Genomic DNA, 18,080 nt, shown 5'->3' with positions numbered 1-18,080 from the left:
AGGCAGTTACAACTTACACCTCCACTTTTGGTCAAATATAGCCTTCTTGCGTAAATAAACGACAAAACGGACGTCGATCGTTCGTTGCGCAAGGAGTCCTTCCCCCGTGCTGCCCACAAGAGCGCTGCTCGCCGCCTGCCTGCTGGCCCCCCTTCCCGTCGTCCTGCAGGGGACGGCGCACGCGGCCGCGTACTGCTCGATTCCCGACACGCCCGCCCTCACCGCCCAGGAGTCGGGGCCGCGTGAGGGTTACCTGGCCGGATCGGGCAGCGACGCCTTCGTGGACTGGGTCTACCCCAGCCCGCGCCCGGCGGCCAAGGAGCCGACGGCGGCCCAGCGCCGCGACTACGCCGGCTTCCCCAACCTCACCGCGATCGACGTGGTCCGGCCCGACGGCACGCCCGGCCAGAAACTGATCGCCACCTGGTCCACCAACGTGGACGCGGTCATGGCCCAGACCAGCGGCATGGCCGTCTCCGACGACGGCGGCCTGACCTTCGGCCCGGCGCGCAGCACGCCGCTGCGCGAGGCGCCGGTGCAGTTGCACGACGGCCGCCTGTTCGGCACCGCCTACTACCTGTCGAAGGTCGACGCCCACACCAACGAGCTGGACGTGCACACCTCCACCGACCTCGGCCAGACCTGGGACACCGCCAAGGCCACCTTCACCAGCCCGGACGAGCTGGTCGGCGGCGGCGTGGCGCACGGCGTGCCGATCCAGCTGGCCGACGGGACCGTCCTGGTGACCGTCTACGCCCGCTACGCCGCCACCGGCGGGAAGAACCAGGCCGAGGTGTACGCCAGCGCCGACGGCGGCCGGACCTTCGCCCGCCGCGGCGTCGTCGCCCGCCCGGCCGGCGAGGCGACGTACAACGAGACGGCCGTCGAGCAGACCGCCGACGGCAGCCTGCTGGCGGTCATGCGCAAGGACGGCGGCACCTACTCCACGCTGGCCTGGAGCCGTTCGACCGACGAGGGCCGCACCTGGTCGGCGGTGCGCGACCTGCAGCTGTCCGGCCAGAGCTGCACGGTGCGCGGCGTGGCCCCGCGCCTGCTGCTCATGCCCAACGGCGTGCTGGTGCTCAGCGCCGGCCGTCCGGACGACTGGCTGGCGATCTCCCCCGACGGCCGCGGTGACTCCTGGACGCAGCAGCGCGTGACCTACCACAACCGCGACGGCGTCTACGACACGCACGGCTCGTCCGGCTACACGGCGCTGGCCGCCGTCGGCGCCAACCGGCTGGTCCAGCTCTTCGACAACTGCAAGCTGCCCGGCGTCAAGGCCGACGGCACGCTGAACGAGACCGCCTGCCCGGCGAGCGGAAAATTCGAGAACGGCGGCTGGTACGCCGTCAAGCGCCGCCACCTGGACGTCCTGGCCCCCGGCGCGGGCCGGATCGACCTGGCCGCCAAGCAGCGCGCCGGCGAGCTGACCGTCGAGACGAACATGACCTGGGCCGACGCCCGGCGGCCGCGGGTGCGCCCCGACGGCGCCTTCGACGGCAGCACCGCGTACTGGTCCAGCGCCGTCTCCCAGGGCCCCGGCGAGTACGTCCTGCACCTGGACCGCGAGCAGACCTTCAACCGGATCGGCCTCAGCCTGCGCCCGGGACACCCGGCCTCGGCCAGTGTCTACGTCTCCAAGGACGGCGCCGACTGGGGCCGCCCGGCGGCCACGGTCACCGGGCGCACCGACTACGCGCTGCGCCACCAGCCGGTGAACGCCACCGGCCGGCACGTCAAGATCGTCGTCGAGGCCACACCGGACTGCGACGCCGAGATCGGCCCGAGCTGCGCGATGCTCAACGAGGTCGAGCTCTACTCCACGACCGACACCTTCGACAACGACCCGATCTGGCTGCGCCCGCGCGGCTACCAGAGCCTGTCGGCGGCGTGGGTGTCGCCGTACGAGGTGGGCGCCGACCGGGCGCTGACCCTGTCCGACAAGTCCACCACCCTCATGGCCAAGGCCGCCCGCACCACGACCGCGAGCGCGCGCAAGACCCTGGAGTTCCGCTACAAGCCGGTCAGCGTGACCAACTCCTTCCTGTTCACGGTGACCAGCGGGACGACGTCGGCCTACCACCTGAGCATCAGCAGGGCCGGCGCGGTCAGCCGCTACGACGCCGCCGCCAAGAAGTGGACGCCCCTGGCCCCCGCCGGGACGGTCGGCGAGGGCTGGACCAGGATCCGCCTGGAGGCCACCGCCTCCTCCGCCACCCTGTACGCCGGTGACCGGCAGATCGCCACGCTGCCCCGCACGGCCGCCGTCACCTCGATGGACGGCTACGCCTTCAGCAGCGCGGGCACCGCTCCGACCGGCGACGAGGCGCTGTTCGACGACGTGCGGTTCGAGGACCGCTGACCTCGCGCGGCGGCGCGGGAGCGTGCCCGCGCCGCCACCGTGGCCTGCCTTGCGCCGCCTCGACGGGCCGTGCCTATGATCGCGCCATGCCTCCCCTGACGCTTCCCCGCCAGCACGCCCGCACGGCTCGCTTCACCTACGGCGTCCCGCGGAACTTCACGATCTCCCCGGACGGCGCGCGGGTGATCTTCCTGCGGTCGTCCTCGGGCGAGGATCCGGTGCACCGGCTGTGGTCGTTCACCGTGGCCACGGGGGAGGAGCGCCTGCTGGCCGAGCCGGGAGCGCCCGTGCCCGGCTCGCGGCTGTCGGAGGCCGAGCGCGCCCGCCGGGAGCGCACCCGTGAGCGCGCCTCCGGCATCGTCGCCTACGCCACCGACGCGGCCGTCACCAAGGCCGTCTACGCGGCCGACGGGGCGCTGCACACCGTCGACCTGCTGACCGGCGAGGTGACCGCGCTCGGCCTGACCGGCTCCGACCCGCGGCTGGACCCCACCGGCGAGCACGTCGCGTTCGTCTCCGGCGGCGCGCTGCACGTGGGGGAGCGGCCGCTGTTGGTCCCCGACGGCACCGACGTGACGTGGGGGCTGCCCGAGCACGTGGCGGGCGAGTCGATGGGCCGTCACCGCGGCTACTGGTGGGCGCCCGACGGCACCCGCCTGCTGGCCGCCCGGGTGGACAACGCCGCGGTGCAGAAGTGGTGCCTGGCCGAGCCGGCCGAGCCCGGCCGGCCGCCGCGGACCATGGCCTACCCGCCGGCCGGCACGGCCAACGCCGACGTGTCGTTGTGGCTGGTCACGCTGGAGGGCCGGCGCACCCGGGTGGTGTGGGACCGCGCGGCCTTCGAGTACGTGGCGGCGGTGTCATGGACCGGTCAGGGCCTGCTGGTGCTGGTGCAGAGCCGCGACCAGCGCACCACCCGCGTCCTGGAGGTCGATCCGGCCACCGGGGCGACCACGCCGGTGCGCGAGGACACCGACGACGCCTGGCTGGAGCTGGTGCCCGGTGTGCCGTCGCGCACGGCCGCGGGCGAGCTGGTCTGGACGGTCGACCGCGACGACACCCGCCGCCTGATGGTCGGCCAGGACGTGGTGACCCCGCCCGGCCTGCAGGTGCTGGCGGTGCTGGCCGTCGACGGCGACACCGTGCTCCTCCACTGCTGCGAGGAGCCCACCGAACGGCACCTGTGCACCTGGTCCAGGGCCGAGGGCCTGGTCAGGGTGACCGCCGAGCCCGGCGTGCACACCGGCACGCGCGCGGGCGGGGCGACGGTCGTGGTGCGCCGTTCCCTGGAGGAGCACGGGGTGCGGGTGAGCGTGGGCGGCCGGACGATCGCCTCCCACGGCGCGGTCCCGGTGCTGCGGCCGCGGGTGGAGCTGGTGTCGCTGGGCAAGCGCGACCTGCGTTCGGCGGTCCTGTTCCCGTCCGGGCACGTGCCGGGGGCGGGGCGGTTGCCGGTGTTGTTGTCGCCGTACGCCGGGCCGATGGCGGCGCGGGTGCTGCGCGGCCTGGACGGCTTCGCGATCGAGCAGTGGTTCGCCGACCAGGGCTTCGCCGTGCTGGTGACCGACGGCCGGGGCACGCCGGGCCGGGGGCCGGCCTGGGAGCGCGCGGTCCGGTTCGACAAGCTGAGCGCCGCGCTGGAGGACCAGGCCGACGCGCTGCAGGCCGCCGCCGCCCGCCATCCCGACCTGGACCTGGGCCGGGTGGCGATCCGCGGCTGGTCCTACGGCGGTTACCTGTCGGCGGCGGCGGTGCTGCGTCATCCCGACGTCTTCCACGTGGCCGTCGCGGGCGCCCCGGTGACCGATCCCCGCCTGTACGACACCCATTGGCAGGAGCGCTACCTGGGCCATCCCGACGAGCATCCCGAGGCCTACGACCGCTGCTCGCTGCTGGCCGACGCGCCCGGCCTGAGCCGTCCGCTGATGCTGGTGCACGGCCTGGCCGACGACAACGTCTTCGCCGCCCACACGCTGCGCCTGTCGGCGGCGCTGCTGGCCGCCGGCCGTCCGCACACGGTGCTGCCGCTGAGCGGCGTGACGCACATGGCCCCCCAGGAGGACGTGGCCGAGAACCTGCTGCTGCTGGAGCTGGACTTCATCCGCCACCACCTATCCCAGGTTTGACTTATATAAGTCGCACCTGAAACACTGAGGTCGTGCACGCGTTCGACGTCCTCGGGGATCCGGTCCGCCGCCGGATCCTGGAGCTGCTGGCCGGCGGCGAGCAGAGCTCCGGCGAGGTCACCGCAGTCATCCAGCGAGAGTTCGGCGTCTCCCAGCCGGCGGTCTCCCAGCACCTGAAGGTGCTGCGCGACAACGGGTTCGCCAGCGTGCGGGCCGAGGGCACGCGACGGCTCTACGCCGTGGAGCCCGCGCCGCTGCGGGAGGTCGACCTCTGGCTCGACCGTTTCCGCGGCTTCTGGGAGCAGCGCCTCGACGCGCTGGCCACCGAGCTGGCGCGGGGCAGAAGAAAGAAGCACGATGGACAGCCTTGACGAGATATCCCGGATCAGGCGCGAGCTCACGGACGGCGAGCGCAAGTCCGTGACCCTGACCCGCCACTACGACGCGGAGGTGGCGGACGTCTGGGACGCCTGCACCGACGGTGAGCGCATAGCCCGCTGGTTCATGCCGGTCTCCGGCGACCTGCGGCTGGGGGGCACGTACCAGCTGGAGGGGAACGCGGGCGGGCAGATCCTCGCCTGCGAGCCGCCCTCCTACCTCAGGGTGAGCTGGTTGTTCGGGCCCGACCCCGGTTTCTCCGAGGTCGAGGTGCGCCTGTCGGCCGAGGACGGGGGCACCCGGTTCGAACTGCGCCACACCGCCGAGGTGCCGCCGGAGATGTGGGGCCGGTTCGGGCCCGGGGCGGTCGGCGTGGGCTGGGACCTCGGGCTCCTGGGCCTCCGGCTGCATCTGTCCGGGCTGCCGATGCCCGACAAGGCCGGCTTCGAGCTGACCGCCGACGGCCGCCGCTACATCACGGCCAGCAGCCGGGCGTGGGGCGCGGCCTTCGAGGAGGCCGGGGCGCCGCCCGAGGCCGCCGCCGCCGCGGTCGCCGCCACCACCGCTTTCTACCTACCGACGGAGGACCAGTCATGAGCCAGAAGACCACCACGTTCCTGATGTTCCAGAACCGCGACGCCGAGGAGGCGATGAACTTCTACGTCTCGCTGTTCGAGGACTCCAAGGTGGTGGCCGTCTCCCACTACGGCCCGGAGGGGCCGGGGCCCGAGGGAACCGTCATGCACGCCACGTTCACCCTGGCCGGCCAGGAGTACATGTGCATCGACAGCAGTGAGCGGCACGCGTTCGGCTTCACCCCCTCGATGTCGATCTGGGTCGCGTGCGACACCGAGGAGGAGATCGACCGGCTCTACGCGGCGCTGGCGGAGGGCGGCCAGCCGCTGATGCCGATCGGCTCGTACGGCTTCAGCACCAGGTTCGGCTGGGTCAACGACCGGTTCGGCGTCTCCTGGCAGCTCAACCTGGCCTGAGGGCCGCCCCGGACGACGAGTAGGGTGAGTAAGTGTTTACCCACCCTCTCGTGAAGGGGCCCGACATGAGGCTCGTCATCTTCGGCGCGACCGGCCGCACGGGGCTGGAGCTCGTCCGGCAGGCGCTCGACCTGGGGCACGAGGTCACCGCCGTCGTCCGCGACGCCGCCCGGTTGCCGGCCGGGCTGCGCGACCGGGTCGAGACCGTGACCGCCGACCTGGCCGATCCTCAGGCCGTCGCCCCGGCGATCAAGGGCGGGGACGCCGTCCTGATCGCGCTCGGCCCGCGCGGGCGCGGCCCGACGACCGTGCACACGACCGCCATGCGCTCGATCCTCCAGGCGATGGCGCGGGTCTCGGCCCGGCGGGTGCTGCTGGTGAGCGCCGCGGGCCTGGTCGCCGACGCCGGCGACGGCCCGTTCACGCGGTACGTGCTCAAGCCCCTCGTCTTGCAGCCGCTGCTGAGGAACTCCTACACCGACCTGGCCGAGTCCGAGCGCCTGCTGCGCGCCTCGGGCCTGGACTGGACGATCGTGCGCCCCTCCCGCCTGCTCGACGGCGGGCCCACCGGCCGCTACCGCACCGCCCTGGACCTCAACCTGCGCGGCGGCCGCTCCACCACCCGCGCCGACCTGGCCGACTGCATGCTGAAGCTGGCCGCCGACCCGGCCTCGGCGGGGCACGTCGTCTCGGTGGCCACCTGAGGGCCAAGGCCATGTGAGGTCCTGACGGCCACCACGCGACGCGCGTGGTGGCCGTCAGGGTCGGGTCAGTACACCTCGATCTTGTTGGCGTTGACGTCGTCGAGCACCCCGATGATGTCGCTGTAGCGAGCCGAGGTGCCGGAGTCGATCGGCAGCGCCATCGTCTCCTGGGCGTAGATCATCGCGGCGCGCACGGTGCCCAGGCCCAGCCGCCTGGTCGTCGCCGAGTCGATCGCCGTCCCGGCGTTGACGCGCCTGGTCGCCAGGTTGAAGTACGTGCCCAGGGCGTGCTCGCGGAGCACGGTCTTGGGCCCGTTGGCGTCGTGGAAGGCGGAGTCGATCTCGGCCGCCGACAGGGCGCCGCTCTGGTCGCTGTCGTAGCGCTGGTCGGTGGCCTGGATGCGGGCCAGGGACTCGGCCGTCCACTGTCCTGAATGGTTCGTCCAGTAGCCCTTGGACAGCGGATCCCTGGTGGGCGGAACGGCCGTGACCGTGGTCGTGGCCGAGTCCGAGACCGGGTCGAAGGTGCACGCCCCGCCGGTGTTCTTGTAGGTCACGGACACCTCGCTCGCGTACGCCGTGCCCGCCGTCGCCAGCAGTGTCGGCCGCGCGGTGAAGACGATGTTCCGTTCGCCGGACCTGGCGGGCAGGGCGCCCACGTTCCAGACCAGCGTCCTGGTGCCGTCGGCGTTGAGCGTCACCGAGTCCGGCTTCGGCCCGGCGCCCAGGTCGAGCGCCTTGCTGTAGTAGACGCCGGCGGGCAGCGTGCCGGTGACGACGGCGTCGGAGGCGCCGCCACCGCCGGTGTTCGCGTAGGCGATGGTGTACGTGATCGCCTCACCGGCGTTGACCGTGGCGGTCGCCGTCTCGTTCACCGTCAGCACCGGGGCGCGCACCGTGGTCGTGGCGCGCGCGGTGTTGTCGCTGGTGTACGGGTCGGGCACGCCGTTCGTGTCCTTGCCGGTCACCGTGACGGTGTTGGTGAGCACCGTGCCGTCGGTCGTGTCGCACGGCACCTGGTAGGTGAACTTCGGCGTGACGGTGTGCACGTCGTCCTTGTTCAGGTCGGGCACCGGGCGTTGCCGGGTGGTGCCGTCGGGCATCGTGTCGGTGAGCGAGACGGCGGTGGCCTTGCCCGGTCCGAGGTCGGTGACGTCCACGGTGTAGGTCACGGTGTCCCCGCCGTCGGCTTCGGCCTGGTCGGCGGACTTGGTGACCTTCAGGTCGGCCTGCTGCGACAGGGCCAGGACCATCTCCTCCGTCATCTCGTCGGGCGTGCTCCGCGGCACCCCGTCGTTGAAGCCGTCGGCGTTGAGCCTGGGGTTGTACTGCAGGTGGGCCCAGTCGTCGTAGCCGTGCAGCGTCTGGGTGTCATCGGTGATGTGGCATCCCTTGCCCGGGACGCCGATGGACTCGATGTAGTTGATGTCGGCGGGGATGTCGCCCTCTGTGTTGCCCTTTTCCCCGTTCCAGTCGATCGGGCCGCTGTTGGCGGGCTCGACGTGGGGTTTGCCCTTGATCCCGTACACGGTGTAGCGGTCGGGGTGCGGCGTTCCGCGCACGCCGAGGTTCTCGTTGAGGTGCTGCTCCACGAGCCGGGTGGGCTCGGTGGTGCCGAGCGCGGTGCCGGCGGCCGTGCTGCTGAAGTCCATGGGCCGGGTGAAGTTGATGTCGGGGAACTGGAGCGCGTAGTTCATCACGCTCAGGTAGTTGGGTTTGCAGTTGACGTCCTCGTCGCCGCCGTGGCCCAGGCTGAGCGTGTGCCCGAGCTCGTGCATGAAGGTCGAGGCCTGGGCGACCCTCAGTCCGCCGACGTCGTTGATCGCCTGGGCGCTCCACGTGCCGAGCGTCACGACGAAGTCGTTGCCGCCCTGGGGGCCGACGGCGTACCACTCGGAGTTGCCCGAGGAGTCGGGATCTTCGAGGTAGCTCTCGGCGAAGATCATGTAGCGGTACACGTCGCGTTTGGCCTTCAGGATGTTCGCGCAGTTCCCGTCGTTACGGTCGGCGCGGGTGCCGAAGTGTCCTGTGCAGGGGCCGGCCGGTTCGCCGTTCTTCAGCTCGTTGAAGTCCACGAGCACCGGATCGGACCTCTCGAACCGGATGTTGGACGTCTTCGGCAGTTCCTCGTCCTTCAGCACGTGGAGGTTGACGCCCAGGTATTTGGTCGCCGCCGGATGGGCCGGGTCGGGGTGATAGGGGTCGACCGGTGCTGCGGCGAAGGCGTCCACGACGTCGCCGAGCCCGAACCAGTCGGGCTCGTTGTCCTTCATGTAGTCCGCCTCGACGAACAGGTCCTTGCGGTAGGGCAGCGCGTTGTACGGCGGGTCGCCCAGGGCCAGGTCGACGTGGTTGTCGTTGTTGACGTCGTAGCCCACGCCCGGCGTCTCCCAGGCGTTCATGATGCCGTCGCCGTCGCTGTCGGCGGCGCCGCCCGTGGTCCTGGCCAGCGTGATGCAGGCGGGTGTGGTGATGGTGAAGAAGCCGCGGGCCGAGTCAGGGCCGGTGGTCTCGCTCTCCCCCGACAGGGTCAGGGCGCCGGCGCCCTGCTCGGCGGTCAGGCCGCCGCCGGTGAAGACGCACGTGTTCAGGTCGAACTTGAGATCCAGGTAATCGCCGTTCTTGGCCCAGTGAATGACGTTGTTCTGGCTCAGGTCGTCCTGGTCCCACAGTTCCAGGTGGATGTCGACGGGATTCCGGCTGGTGTCGACCGTGGCCTTGTGGACCCAGTTGGTCCGGAAGTCGGGGCCGTGGGCACAGCAGTAATCGTCCTCGCCGTCGTACAGGTCCTCGTTCCCGATCTTGAATTTGGGGTAGTAGTCGTTGCCGCAGGACTCGCCCGCGCCCTCGTCGCACGACAGCTCGACCACCCGGTACAGGCTGACGGTGACCTCCACGGTCGCCGCCTGGGCCGGGCTCGGACCGAGATACGCCAACCAGGCCAGCACCAGTAACGATGCGGCTAACGCACGAATGCTCCTCATTCCGCGTCCCCTCCAGACTGTGTATCCCGCTCAGTATGCGAAGGCGCGAAACAAGGCGCGTGAGTAACCGGGTACTCAAGCCGCGCGTCTCTATCATCGTGAACGTGCCTGGCATCCGCGGGACTTCGACGCCGATTCCGTACGACTCCTTCATCTCCTACAGCCGGGCCGCCGACGGGCTGCTCGGCCCCGCTCTGCGTGATGGGCTGCACCAGTTCGCCCGTCCCTGGTACAAACTGCGGGCGTTGCGGGTCTTCTGCGACACGCGCAGCCTGTCGGCGTCCCCGGGACTGTGGACGACGATCGAGGCCGCGCTCGATGCCTCGCGCTGTTTCGTCCTGCTGGCCTCCCCCGAGTCGGCGCGTTCGGTGTGGGTGCGGCGGGAGATCGAGCACTGGCGCTCGCTCGATCCGGGACGGCCCGTCTTCCTCATGCTCACCGGCGGCGACCTCGTCTGGGACCACGCGGCCGGGCACTTCGACCAGACCCTGACCACGGCGCTGCCCGAGTCGCTGCTCACGTCGTTCACCGAGGTCCCCCTGTGGGCGGACCTGCGCTCGATCCGCAGCCAGAGCGACCTCTCGCTCAGCAACCCGGCCTTCCTCGACGCCGTCGCGACGCTCGCCGCCACCCTGCACGGCCGGGCCAAGGACGAGCTCGTCGGCGACGACGTCCGGCAGCACCGGCTGGCCCGGCGCTTCCGGCGGCTCTCGTGGACCGGGCTGTCCGTCCTCACCACGGCGGCGGTCGTCGCGGCCGCCGTGGCCGTCCACGCGGCCGACGTCGCCGAGGCCCAACGCGTCAGAGCCGACGCCGAGCGCGACCAGGCCCTGTCGTACCTGGCCAGTGATCGCGGCATCCAGATCGGCGAGAGTGATCCGGTCGTCTCCGGCCTGCTGGCGGCCACCGCCTGGCACTTCGCCCAGACCCCCGAGGCCCGCTACGGCATGGTGGCCGCCCTGGCCTCCCCGGTGCGCGCCATCCTGGACAGCGGCTCCTACCACGGCGGCGCGGTGGCCTTCAGCCCGGACGGCCGGACCCTGGCCACCGGCGGCACGGACGGCACCACCCGCCTGTGGGATCCGGAGACCGGCCGGCCCGCTGGGGATCCGATCAAGGACGGCGGCCTCGCCCTGGCCTTCAGCCCGGACGGCCGGACCCTCGCCGTCGCCGGCTTCGACGGGACGATCAGGCTGTGGGACCTCTCCACCAGGACAGCGGTCCCGCTCACGGGTCATCGGTCCGTCGTGTGGGCCCTGGCCTTCAGTCCGGACGGCCGGACCCTGGCCAGCGCGGGCCAGGATCACACCGCCCGGCTGTGGGACCCCGCCACCGGGAAACCCGTCGGACGACCTCTCAAAGGCCACACCGGCGAGGTCAGCGGGGTGGCGTTCAGCCCGGACGGCGCAATCCTGGCCACCGCCGGCCGTGACGGGATCGCCCGCCTGTGGAATGCCGCCACGGGACGCCCCGTCGGAAAGCCCCTCAAGGGCCACACCGACGACATCCGAGCCGTCACGTTCAGCCCGGACGGCCGGACGCTGGCCACCGGCGGCTACGACGGAGAAATCCGGCTGTGGAACCCCGCCACCGGGGAACCCGTCGGACGACCTCTCACAGGTCACACCGGCGCCGTCACCGGACTCGCGTTCAGCAAGGACGGCCGGACCCTGGCCTCCGGCAGCTGGGACAGGACCGCCCGGCTGTGGAACCTGGCGACCCGGCGCCCGGCCGGCGACGCGTTCACCGGCCACAGCGGCTTCGTCTACGGCGTGGCGCTCAGCCCGGACGGCGCAACCCTGGCCACCGTCAGCGGGGACGGGACCACCCGGCTCTGGCGCGCCGCCGCCCGGCGGCCGGTCACCGACCCGCTCATCGGCCACGAGGACGAGGTCTCGCAGCTGGCGTACAGCAAGAACGGCGACATCCTGGTCAGCAGCGGAGCTGACGGAACCATCCGCGTCTGGGACCGGGTGACCGGCAGGCGACTCGGTCCGCCGATCCGCGGCAGGTACCCGTACACATGGCCGGTGGCGATCAGCCCGGACGACAGGACGCTGGCCGTCGGTGACGACGACGGCGGTCTCCACCTGTGGGACCTGGCCACCCGGCAGCAAATCGGCACCCCCGTCAAGGCCGCGGCCGGCACCATCTCCGTGCTGACATTCAGTCCGGACGGCAGGACCCTGGCCGTCGCCTCCGGCAAGGGAATCCTCCAGTTATGGGACCCCGCCGCCCGCCGTCCGGTCACCGCTCCGATCAAGGCCCACAGCGACGTCCTCCACCGGATCGTCTTCAGCCGGGACGGCAGGATCATGGCCACCGTGGGAGGCGGCACGGCCAGGCTCTGGGACGCCGCCACCCGGCGGCCGATCGGCGCCCCGATCGGGGACTCCAGCGTCACCTGGCTGGCGTTGAGCCCGGACAGCAAGCTCCTGGCCACCGTGGGAGAGCAGGGAACGGTCAGGATCTGGGACACGGCAGGCCGCCGCCCCAAGGGCGCCTTCAAGGACCGCACGGGCACCGTCTCCACCGTCGAGTTCAGCCCGGACGGCAGAACGCTGGCCACCGACGCCGCCGCGGGCGTCCAGCTCTGGGACGCGGCCACGACGAAGCCGATCGGGAACCCGTTCAAGAGCGGCGAAAGCGCTGTCTCGTCGCTGGCCTTCAGCCCGGACGGCCGGACCCTGGCCGGCTCCTACGACAAGGGCACGATCCTGCAATGGAAGGTGGACGTCCCGGCGGATCCGTTCCCCTCGCTCTGCGCGGCGGCCGGTCGCTCGCTCACCGAGCAGGAGTGGGGCCGCTACCTGCCGTCCGGCACCCCCTTCGAGAAGGTCTGCTGAAACCACGGCCGACCCTCTACAGCCGGAGGGGGATCACACGTAAAGTCTGATCGTCGCAGTCGGCCGAGGAATGGGACCCCCCGGATGAAGGCACGTGTCGTCGCGATCATGCAGGTGCGGTGGGTGCGGCTGCTCGCGTCGGCGCTCGTCGGCGCCGTCGTGGGCCTGGCGATCTTCGAGATGACCGAGGCGGGCGGCCGGTGGATCTTCGTCGTCACCGGTGCGGTCGCCGGCATGGCCGCCGTGATCATGGTCCAGTTCTATGCCAGGACGGCCAGGCTGACCGAGGTGAAGGTCACCGTGCCGCAGCTCAGCGAGCTCACCTTCCTGGTGAACAACGAGAGCCGCCAGGTGGCCTGGCACCTGTTCGTCGAGACCGTCACCCGGGTCTCCGTTCAGTCGCTCGACGACGAGGAGGGCCTGGTCAGGGAGGCCATGAACTCTCTGTACGGCCTGTTCGCCACCACCCGCGACGCCCTCAAGACCAGCCGCCCCTCGGCCCCCGTGCCAGGCGGGCAGACCGTGGAGTACTTCGCGATCTCGATGCTCAACAAGGAACTGCGCCCGTTCCTGTCCAAGTGGCACCCGCTGCTGACCGCCTGGGAACGGGCGCATCCCGGCGAACCGGAGTCGGCCTGGCCCGGCGACCAGGAGTGCCGCGCCCATCTGCGCCTGCTCCAGTCCGCCATCTCCGCGTACGCGGAGGGCTTCGGCCACCTCGCCGGCATCCGTGACCCGCAGACGCTGATCGCGGGCATGACGCCCGCCGGGTCGCAGGTCCCTCCGACCGCCGGCTGACCTGAACCCCACGGGCTTCGTGCCCAAAAGCTCAAGGCCATGACCTAAGGGCGGGCCGCGATCGAGGAGAGGAAGTCGTCGAGCAACGCGACCTGGACGTCCTCGGGGAAGCGGCCCGGGTCGAACAGCGCCTGGACGACGAGCCCATGGGTGAACGCCACCGCACCGGCCGCCAGCCGTTCGGGGTCGGCCTCCTGGGGCAGTTCGCCGAGGTCGCGGGCGGTCTCCAGGTGGGCACGCAGCGCCGAGCGCAGCCGGGTGTAGCGGGCGGCCTGGCCGGCGCCGAGGTCGTCGTCGGCCAGGGCCAGGTCCCATGAGCTGACCCAGATGCGGTTGCGGGCGACGTCGGCCGGGCCCAGCGGCAGGATGTCGAGCAGCGCGGCCCTGAGCGCCGCCAGGCCGGGGGCCGGGGGCTCGCGGCGGGGACGGGCGGCCGTGCGCCGCTCCAGCTGGTCGAGCGCGTGCCCGACCAGGGCCCGCTTGGTGGGGAAGTAGTGCATGAGCAGGCCGGTCGACACGCCCATGGCGGCGGCGACGGCGCGCAGCGTCAGCCCGCCGAACCCCTTGTCGGCCAGCACCTGCCAGACCGCCTGCGAGACGTCCTCACGGCGGGCTTCACGGTCTCCTGCTGCGGGCGGCATGCTGCTACCTTACATACCGAACGCTCGTTACGTACTTTGGGACGGTGTCCGTGTTCGCACTTCCGCTCGGCGACGAGGCCGAGCTCCGCCCGCTGGAGCCCTGGCGGGCCCAGGAGTTCCTCGATCACATCGACCGGGCCCGCCCGTCGGTGGACCCGTGGATCCCGTGGGCCGAGCGCAGCACCGACCTGGCCTCGGCGACGGCCGTCCTGCAGCGCTACGCCGACGACCAGGCCGCCGACGGCGCCCGCATCTACGGGATCTGGCTGGCCGGCACGCTGGTCGGCGGCGTGATGTTCACCCGGTTCGAGGCGGTCTCGGGGGTGTGCGAGATCGGCTGCTGGCTGGAGCCGGCCGGCGAGGGCCGGGGGCTGGTGACCCGGGCCTGCCGGCTGCTGATCGACTGGGCGTTCGCCGAGCGCGGCATGGCGCGCGTGGAGTGGTGGGTCTCGCCGGGCAACACGCGCAGCATCGAGGTCGCGCGCCGGCTCGGCATGACCCGCGACGGCGTGCTGCGCAGGCGTTTCCCGCACCGGGGCGAACGGCACGACAGCGAGGTCTGGTCGCTGCTGGCCGGCGAGGCGCCCGCCTCCGGCGTCAAGGCCGAGCTCGACCGGCTGATGGCGGCCTTCCTGGACGCCTTCACCAACACCGGCGGGCGCCGCCCGGACGTCGGCGCCGTCCGGGAGCTGTTCGTCCCGCAGGCGGTGATCGTCAACAACACCGGGCCCGAGCCCGTGGTGCACGATCTGGACGGTTTCGTCGAGCCCCGGCAGCGCATGCTCACCGACGGGACGCTGACGGAGTTCCGCGAGTGGGAGGTGGCCGAGCGCACCGAGATCTTCGGGTCGGTCGCCCAGCGGTTCAGCGACTACCGCAAGTCCGGCGTCCGGGACGGCGTGCGGTTCGCGGGCGCGGGCCGCAAGACCACCCAGTTCGTCCGGACGCCCGCCGGGTGGCGGATGAGCTCGATGGCCTGGGACGACGAGTAGCGGGCGGGTCAGGCGGTCACCTTGTCCAGGAAGGCGCGCACGTTGGCGTGCGCGCGGGCGGCCTTCTCGGCCGGCGTCAGCGACTCCTCCACGACGCCGGCGCCCGCGGCCTCCCTCTTGCCGCGCAGGTAGAGGGAACAGGCCAGGTCGGCGCACAGGTACTGCCCGACGGTGTTGCCCTGGCGGCCGGGCTCGCCGGTGCGGCGGGCGGTCATCAGGGCGACGCCGCCGCTGGTGTGCGTGGTCAGGCAGAAGGAGCACATGCTGCGCGCGGTGAAGGAGCGCGAGGCGCCGGAGGTGACCCGCAGGGCGACGCCGACCAGGGAGCCGTCGGCCTCGGCCACCAGGTAGGCGCGCTCGGGGGCGCCGGGATCCCGCCAGCCGAGGAAGTCGAGGTCGTCCCAGGGCAGGTCGGCCAGATCCCGGGGCAGGCCGGCGCGTTTGGCCTCGCCTTTGGAGCAGTTGATGAACGACGTGCGGATGTCGTGTTCGGTCAGGGGTCTCATGAGTGTGGAGGCTAGCTTTTCTTAACGGTAGTATGCAAATACTTAAAGGCTGTAAGAAAGGGTGTTGCCGTGGCCCGCGCGGGAGTGACCGTCGACCGCCTGACCAGGGCGGCCGCGGACCTGGCCGACGAGGTCGGCTTCCAGAACGTGACCGTCTCCGCGCTCGCCCGCGGCTTCGGCGTCAAGCCCGCGGCCCTGTACGCACACGTCAAGGACATCCAGGAGCTGCGGGTCAGGGTGGCCGGGCTGGCTCTGGGCGAGATGGCCGACCGGGCCGCCGCCGCGCTGGCCGGCCGGTCGGGCAAGGAGGCGCTGGTGCCCTTCGCCGCGGCCTACCGCACCTACGCCAAGGAGCATCCGGGCCGATACGCCGCCACCCAGCTGGAGCTGGACTCCGAGTCGCTGGACGTCAGCGCGGGCCGCCAGCACGCGGAGCTGACGCGGGCCGTCCTGCGCGGCTACGACCTGGCCGAGCCCGACCAGACCGACGCGCTGCGCATGCTGAGCAGCACGCTGCACGGTTACGTGACCCTGGAGATGGCCGGCGGGTTCCGCCGCCATCCCCGCGAGGTGGACGCCTCCTGGTCCAGGGCCCTCGACGCCCTGGACGCGGTGCTCAGGAACTGGCCGCCGGCCTGAGCCCGTGGTCAGACCGCGTGGTCAGACCGCGGCCCACAGCTGGGCCTTGTTGGTCAGCCCCGGCGAGCAGGGGAAGATCTTGACGAAGGTGTCCAGGGTGTCCAGGCAGCTGCCCGGCGCCAGGGACGAGCGGATCTGGTTGAACCCCGACCCCTTGACGAACGGCACCCCGCCCAGCGTGAACCAGCGGACGGCGGGGTCGGCGTCGCCGCAGGCCCGTTCCACCACCTGCGCGCCGAAACCGGCCGAGTCGGCCGCCACGCAGAGCCGGGTCAGCGGGTTGCGCAGCAGGAACGAGTCGCTCGCCAGCGGGACGATCTCCCACCGCTGCTCGTTGACGTCGTGGCAGGTGAAGCGCTGCAGCCGGGCGCCGGGGACGAAGATGTCGTCCTCGGTCCGGATGTCGAGGCATTTGCCCTGCTCGGCCTCCTTGACGTGGACCGGGGTGGCGGCTTGTGCGGCGGCGGGGACGAGGCCGAGGGCCAGCGCCACGCCCAGGGCGGACACGATCCGGAGCGGGTGTCGCATGCGGGTCTCCTTGTGGTCGACGGGGTGCCTGTCCTCAAGGGCGTTCCATGGCGTTCCATCGCGGTGTCCGCTGGCCGCGGCGGCGCCGGTGCCGCACAGTGGCCGGATGAGCGATGCGACGAAGGGCTGGGCCCTGTCCGGTGGCGTGGGCGGGGCGGCCGCGCTGGAGCCGCTGCTGCGTGAGGTGCTGGCCGCCCTGGCCGAGGGCGCGCGGCGGCGCGGCGGCCCGCTGCCCGCCCGCACGCCCCAGGAGCTGGCCGCCGAGGTGGCGCGAGTGTTCGCGCCGGAGGGCGAGCGGCTGGGGGCGCTGACCGAGCTGCTGGCCTATGGGAGCGCTGATCCGGCCGATCCGTTCTGCGCGGCGCACCTGCACTGTCCGCCGCTGGCGGTGGCGGTGGCGGCCGATCTGGCGGTCTCGGCGCTCAACCCGTCGCTGGACTCCTGGGACCAGGCGCCGGCCGCGACCGCGCTGGAGACGGCGCTGCTGGCCGAGCTGGCCCGGATGGTGGGGTTCGGGGCGGCCGCGGCCGGCGTGCTGACCTCGGGCGGCACCGAGTCCAACCTGATGGGCCTGATGCTGGCCAGGGATCTGGCGGTGGGCCGGTCGGCGGGCGTCCGGGCCGAGCTGTCGGGCCTGCCGGGCGGGGGTCCGCGGCTGCGGATCTTCGCCTCCGAGGCCGCGCACTTCTCCACCCGGCGGGCCGCGGCGCTGCTCGGGCTGGGTGAGGACGCGGTCGTCGCGGTCCCGGTCGACCGGGAGCTGCGGATGGAGGCCGGAGCGCTGGCCGGGGCGCTGCGGGCCAGCGCCGGGCGCGGTGAGCTGCCGGTGGCGGTGGTGGCCACGGCGGGCACCACGGACACCGGGGCGATCGATCCGTTGCGTGCGTGCGCGTCGCTGGCCGCCGAGCACGGCGCCTGGCTGCACGTCGATGCCGCCTACGGCGGTGGCGCGCTGCTGTCGGACCGGCTGGCTCCGCTCCTGGACGGTCTCGCGCTGGCCGACTCGGTGTCGCTGGACTGGCACAAGCTCGGCTGGCAGCCGGCCGCGGCCGGGGTGTTCCTGGTGCGCCGGGCCGAGACGTACGCCTCGCTGGCCCGGCGGGCGGTCTACCTCAACCCGGCCGACGACGAGGAAGCCGGTTACCCGAGCCTGCTGGGGCTGTCGCTGCGCACCACGCGCCGGGCCGACGCGTTCAAGATCCTGGTGACGCTGCGCACGCTGGGCCGGTCGGGGCTGGGCTGCCTGGTGGACGCCTGCCACGACCTGGCCCGGCACGGCGCGGCGGCGGTGCGCGCCCATCGGCGGCTGGAGCTGCACGCCGACCCGGTATTGACCGCGTTCCTGTTCCGGTACGTGCCGGCCGATCCGGCGCGCTCGGACGAGGTGAACGCGGGGCTGCGGCGCAGGCTGCTGCGGGAGGGCCGGGCGGTGGTGGGCCGGACCGAGCTGCCGGGGACGGGCCCGGGCCGGGTCCGGCTCAAGCTCACGCTGCTCAACCCGCACGCCAGGCCGGGCGACCTGGACCGGCTGCTGGCCGTGGTCGCCGCGGCGGGCGAGGCCGAGGAGTCCGGCCTCTGACC

General features: G+C 72.3%; 15 protein-coding genes. 11 read left to right on the top strand and 4 right to left on the bottom strand.

Translation table 11 applies throughout. The features are described from left to right. The first annotated feature begins 106 nt into the window (after window positions 1-106). From AB0C33_RS13250 to AB0C33_RS13225, 6 genes are all read left to right on the top strand, one after another. Entirely contained in the window at window positions 107-2,365 is a 2,259-nt protein-coding gene (locus AB0C33_RS13250) for an exo-alpha-sialidase (RefSeq protein ID WP_358286792.1), read from the top strand. An 86-nt stretch (window positions 2,366-2,451) separates the two neighbouring features. After that, window positions 2,452-4,491, top strand: coding sequence for a prolyl oligopeptidase family serine peptidase (locus AB0C33_RS13245; protein ID WP_358286790.1), 2,040 nt, complete (start codon window positions 2,452-2,454; stop codon window positions 4,489-4,491). Between the two features lie 32 nt (window positions 4,492-4,523). Beyond that, window positions 4,524-4,862 carry a metalloregulator ArsR/SmtB family transcription factor gene (locus AB0C33_RS13240; RefSeq protein ID WP_352356418.1) on the top strand — a complete coding sequence of 113 codons (339 nt, stop codon included), beginning with the start codon at window positions 4,524-4,526 and terminating at the stop codon, window positions 4,860-4,862. Then, window positions 4,849-5,466, top strand: coding sequence for an SRPBCC family protein (locus AB0C33_RS13235; RefSeq protein WP_358286788.1), 618 nt, complete (start codon window positions 4,849-4,851; stop codon window positions 5,464-5,466). Before AB0C33_RS13240 ends, AB0C33_RS13235 begins: the two co-directional genes overlap by 14 nt. Then, a complete protein-coding gene (locus AB0C33_RS13230) occupies window positions 5,463-5,861 on the top strand; it encodes a VOC family protein (protein WP_358004655.1) in 399 nt (132 codons plus the stop codon). Before AB0C33_RS13235 ends, AB0C33_RS13230 begins: the two co-directional genes overlap by 4 nt. Window positions 5,862-5,926: 65 nt before the next feature. Beyond that, window positions 5,927-6,565 (top strand): SDR family oxidoreductase, encoded by a 639-nt coding sequence (locus tag AB0C33_RS13225; protein WP_358286786.1) that lies wholly within the window; start codon window positions 5,927-5,929, stop codon window positions 6,563-6,565. 65 nt (window positions 6,566-6,630) lie between these two features. Here the strand turns inward: AB0C33_RS13225 and AB0C33_RS13220 are convergent, their stop codons facing one another. Further along, the gene (locus AB0C33_RS13220) at window positions 6,631-9,501 is read right to left on the bottom strand and encodes a hypothetical protein (RefSeq protein WP_358286785.1); all 2,871 of its coding nucleotides are present in this window, start codon (window positions 9,499-9,501) and stop codon (window positions 6,631-6,633) included. A 152-nt stretch (window positions 9,502-9,653) separates the two neighbouring features. Between AB0C33_RS13220 and AB0C33_RS13215 the strand changes: the two genes are divergently transcribed. Both AB0C33_RS13215 and AB0C33_RS13210 read left to right on the top strand, forming a co-directional pair. Continuing rightward, the gene (locus AB0C33_RS13215) at window positions 9,654-12,395 is read left to right on the top strand and encodes a hypothetical protein (protein ID WP_358286784.1); all 2,742 of its coding nucleotides are present in this window, start codon (window positions 9,654-9,656) and stop codon (window positions 12,393-12,395) included. Window positions 12,396-12,479: 84 nt separating this feature from the next. Next, on the top strand, window positions 12,480-13,193 hold the full coding sequence (locus tag AB0C33_RS13210) for a hypothetical protein (protein ID WP_358286783.1): 714 nt from the start codon (window positions 12,480-12,482) through the stop codon (window positions 13,191-13,193). 44 nt (window positions 13,194-13,237) lie between these two features. On the opposite strand, the gene AB0C33_RS13205 is transcribed toward AB0C33_RS13210, so the two are convergent. Further along, on the bottom strand, window positions 13,238-13,834 hold the full coding sequence (locus AB0C33_RS13205; RefSeq protein ID WP_358286781.1) for a TetR/AcrR family transcriptional regulator: 597 nt from the start codon (window positions 13,832-13,834) through the stop codon (window positions 13,238-13,240). A gap of 44 nt (window positions 13,835-13,878) precedes the next feature. Between AB0C33_RS13205 and AB0C33_RS13200 the strand changes: the two genes are divergently transcribed. After that, window positions 13,879-14,826, top strand: coding sequence for a GNAT family protein (locus AB0C33_RS13200; protein WP_358286780.1), 948 nt, complete (start codon window positions 13,879-13,881; stop codon window positions 14,824-14,826). A gap of 8 nt (window positions 14,827-14,834) precedes the next feature. Here the strand turns inward: AB0C33_RS13200 and AB0C33_RS13195 are convergent, their stop codons facing one another. Further along, entirely contained in the window at window positions 14,835-15,332 is a 498-nt protein-coding gene (locus AB0C33_RS13195) for an FBP domain-containing protein (protein WP_358286779.1), read from the bottom strand. Window positions 15,333-15,401: 69 nt separating this feature from the next. Between AB0C33_RS13195 and AB0C33_RS13190 the strand changes: the two genes are divergently transcribed. Beyond that, window positions 15,402-15,971 (top strand): WHG domain-containing protein, encoded by a 570-nt coding sequence (locus AB0C33_RS13190; RefSeq protein WP_358286778.1) that lies wholly within the window; start codon window positions 15,402-15,404, stop codon window positions 15,969-15,971. 21 nt (window positions 15,972-15,992) lie between these two features. Here AB0C33_RS13190 and AB0C33_RS13185 read toward each other — a convergent pair whose 3' ends face one another. After that, window positions 15,993-16,499 carry a ricin-type beta-trefoil lectin domain protein gene (locus AB0C33_RS13185; protein WP_358286777.1) on the bottom strand — a complete coding sequence of 169 codons (507 nt, stop codon included), beginning with the start codon at window positions 16,497-16,499 and terminating at the stop codon, window positions 15,993-15,995. Window positions 16,500-16,605: 106 nt separating this feature from the next. Here AB0C33_RS13185 and AB0C33_RS13180 point away from each other — a divergent pair, with 106 nt between their 5' ends. After that, window positions 16,606-18,078: a pyridoxal-dependent decarboxylase gene (locus AB0C33_RS13180; RefSeq protein ID WP_358286776.1), complete on the top strand. Its 1,473-nt coding sequence runs from the start codon at window positions 16,606-16,608 to the stop codon at window positions 18,076-18,078. The last annotated feature ends 2 nt before the right edge of the window (window positions 18,079-18,080 follow it).

Origin of the sequence: Nonomuraea sp. NPDC048881 (genome assembly GCF_040649795.1) — a bacterium.
Classification (GTDB): Bacteria; Actinomycetota; Actinomycetes; order Streptosporangiales; family Streptosporangiaceae; genus Nonomuraea.
The sequence above is the reverse complement of the archived record's forward strand: the minus strand, read 5'-3'. Positions and strand labels throughout refer to the sequence as shown.

What these genes read in the sequence shown, in the direction of transcription:
- AB0C33_RS13245 (WP_358286790.1), top strand. Translation starts at nt 2,452, where the DNA reads ATGCCTCCCCTGACGCTTCCCCGCCAGCACGCCCGCACGGCTCGCTTC.
- AB0C33_RS13235 (WP_358286788.1), top strand. Translation starts at nt 4,849, where the DNA reads ATGGACAGCCTTGACGAGATATCCCGGATCAGGCGCGAGCTCACGGAC.
- AB0C33_RS13230 (WP_358004655.1), top strand. Translation starts at nt 5,463, where the DNA reads ATGAGCCAGAAGACCACCACGTTCCTGATGTTCCAGAACCGCGACGCC.
- AB0C33_RS13225 (WP_358286786.1), top strand. Translation starts at nt 5,927, where the DNA reads ATGAGGCTCGTCATCTTCGGCGCGACCGGCCGCACGGGGCTGGAGCTC.
- AB0C33_RS13210 (WP_358286783.1), top strand. Translation starts at nt 12,480, where the DNA reads ATGAAGGCACGTGTCGTCGCGATCATGCAGGTGCGGTGGGTGCGGCTG.
- AB0C33_RS13205 (WP_358286781.1), bottom strand. Translation starts at nt 13,834, where the DNA reads ATGCCGCCCGCAGCAGGAGACCGTGAAGCCCGCCGTGAGGACGTCTCG.
- AB0C33_RS13195 (WP_358286779.1), bottom strand. Translation starts at nt 15,332, where the DNA reads ATGAGACCCCTGACCGAACACGACATCCGCACGTCGTTCATCAACTGC.
- AB0C33_RS13185 (WP_358286777.1), bottom strand. Translation starts at nt 16,499, where the DNA reads ATGCGACACCCGCTCCGGATCGTGTCCGCCCTGGGCGTGGCGCTGGCC.
- AB0C33_RS13180 (WP_358286776.1), top strand. Translation starts at nt 16,606, where the DNA reads ATGAGCGATGCGACGAAGGGCTGGGCCCTGTCCGGTGGCGTGGGCGGG.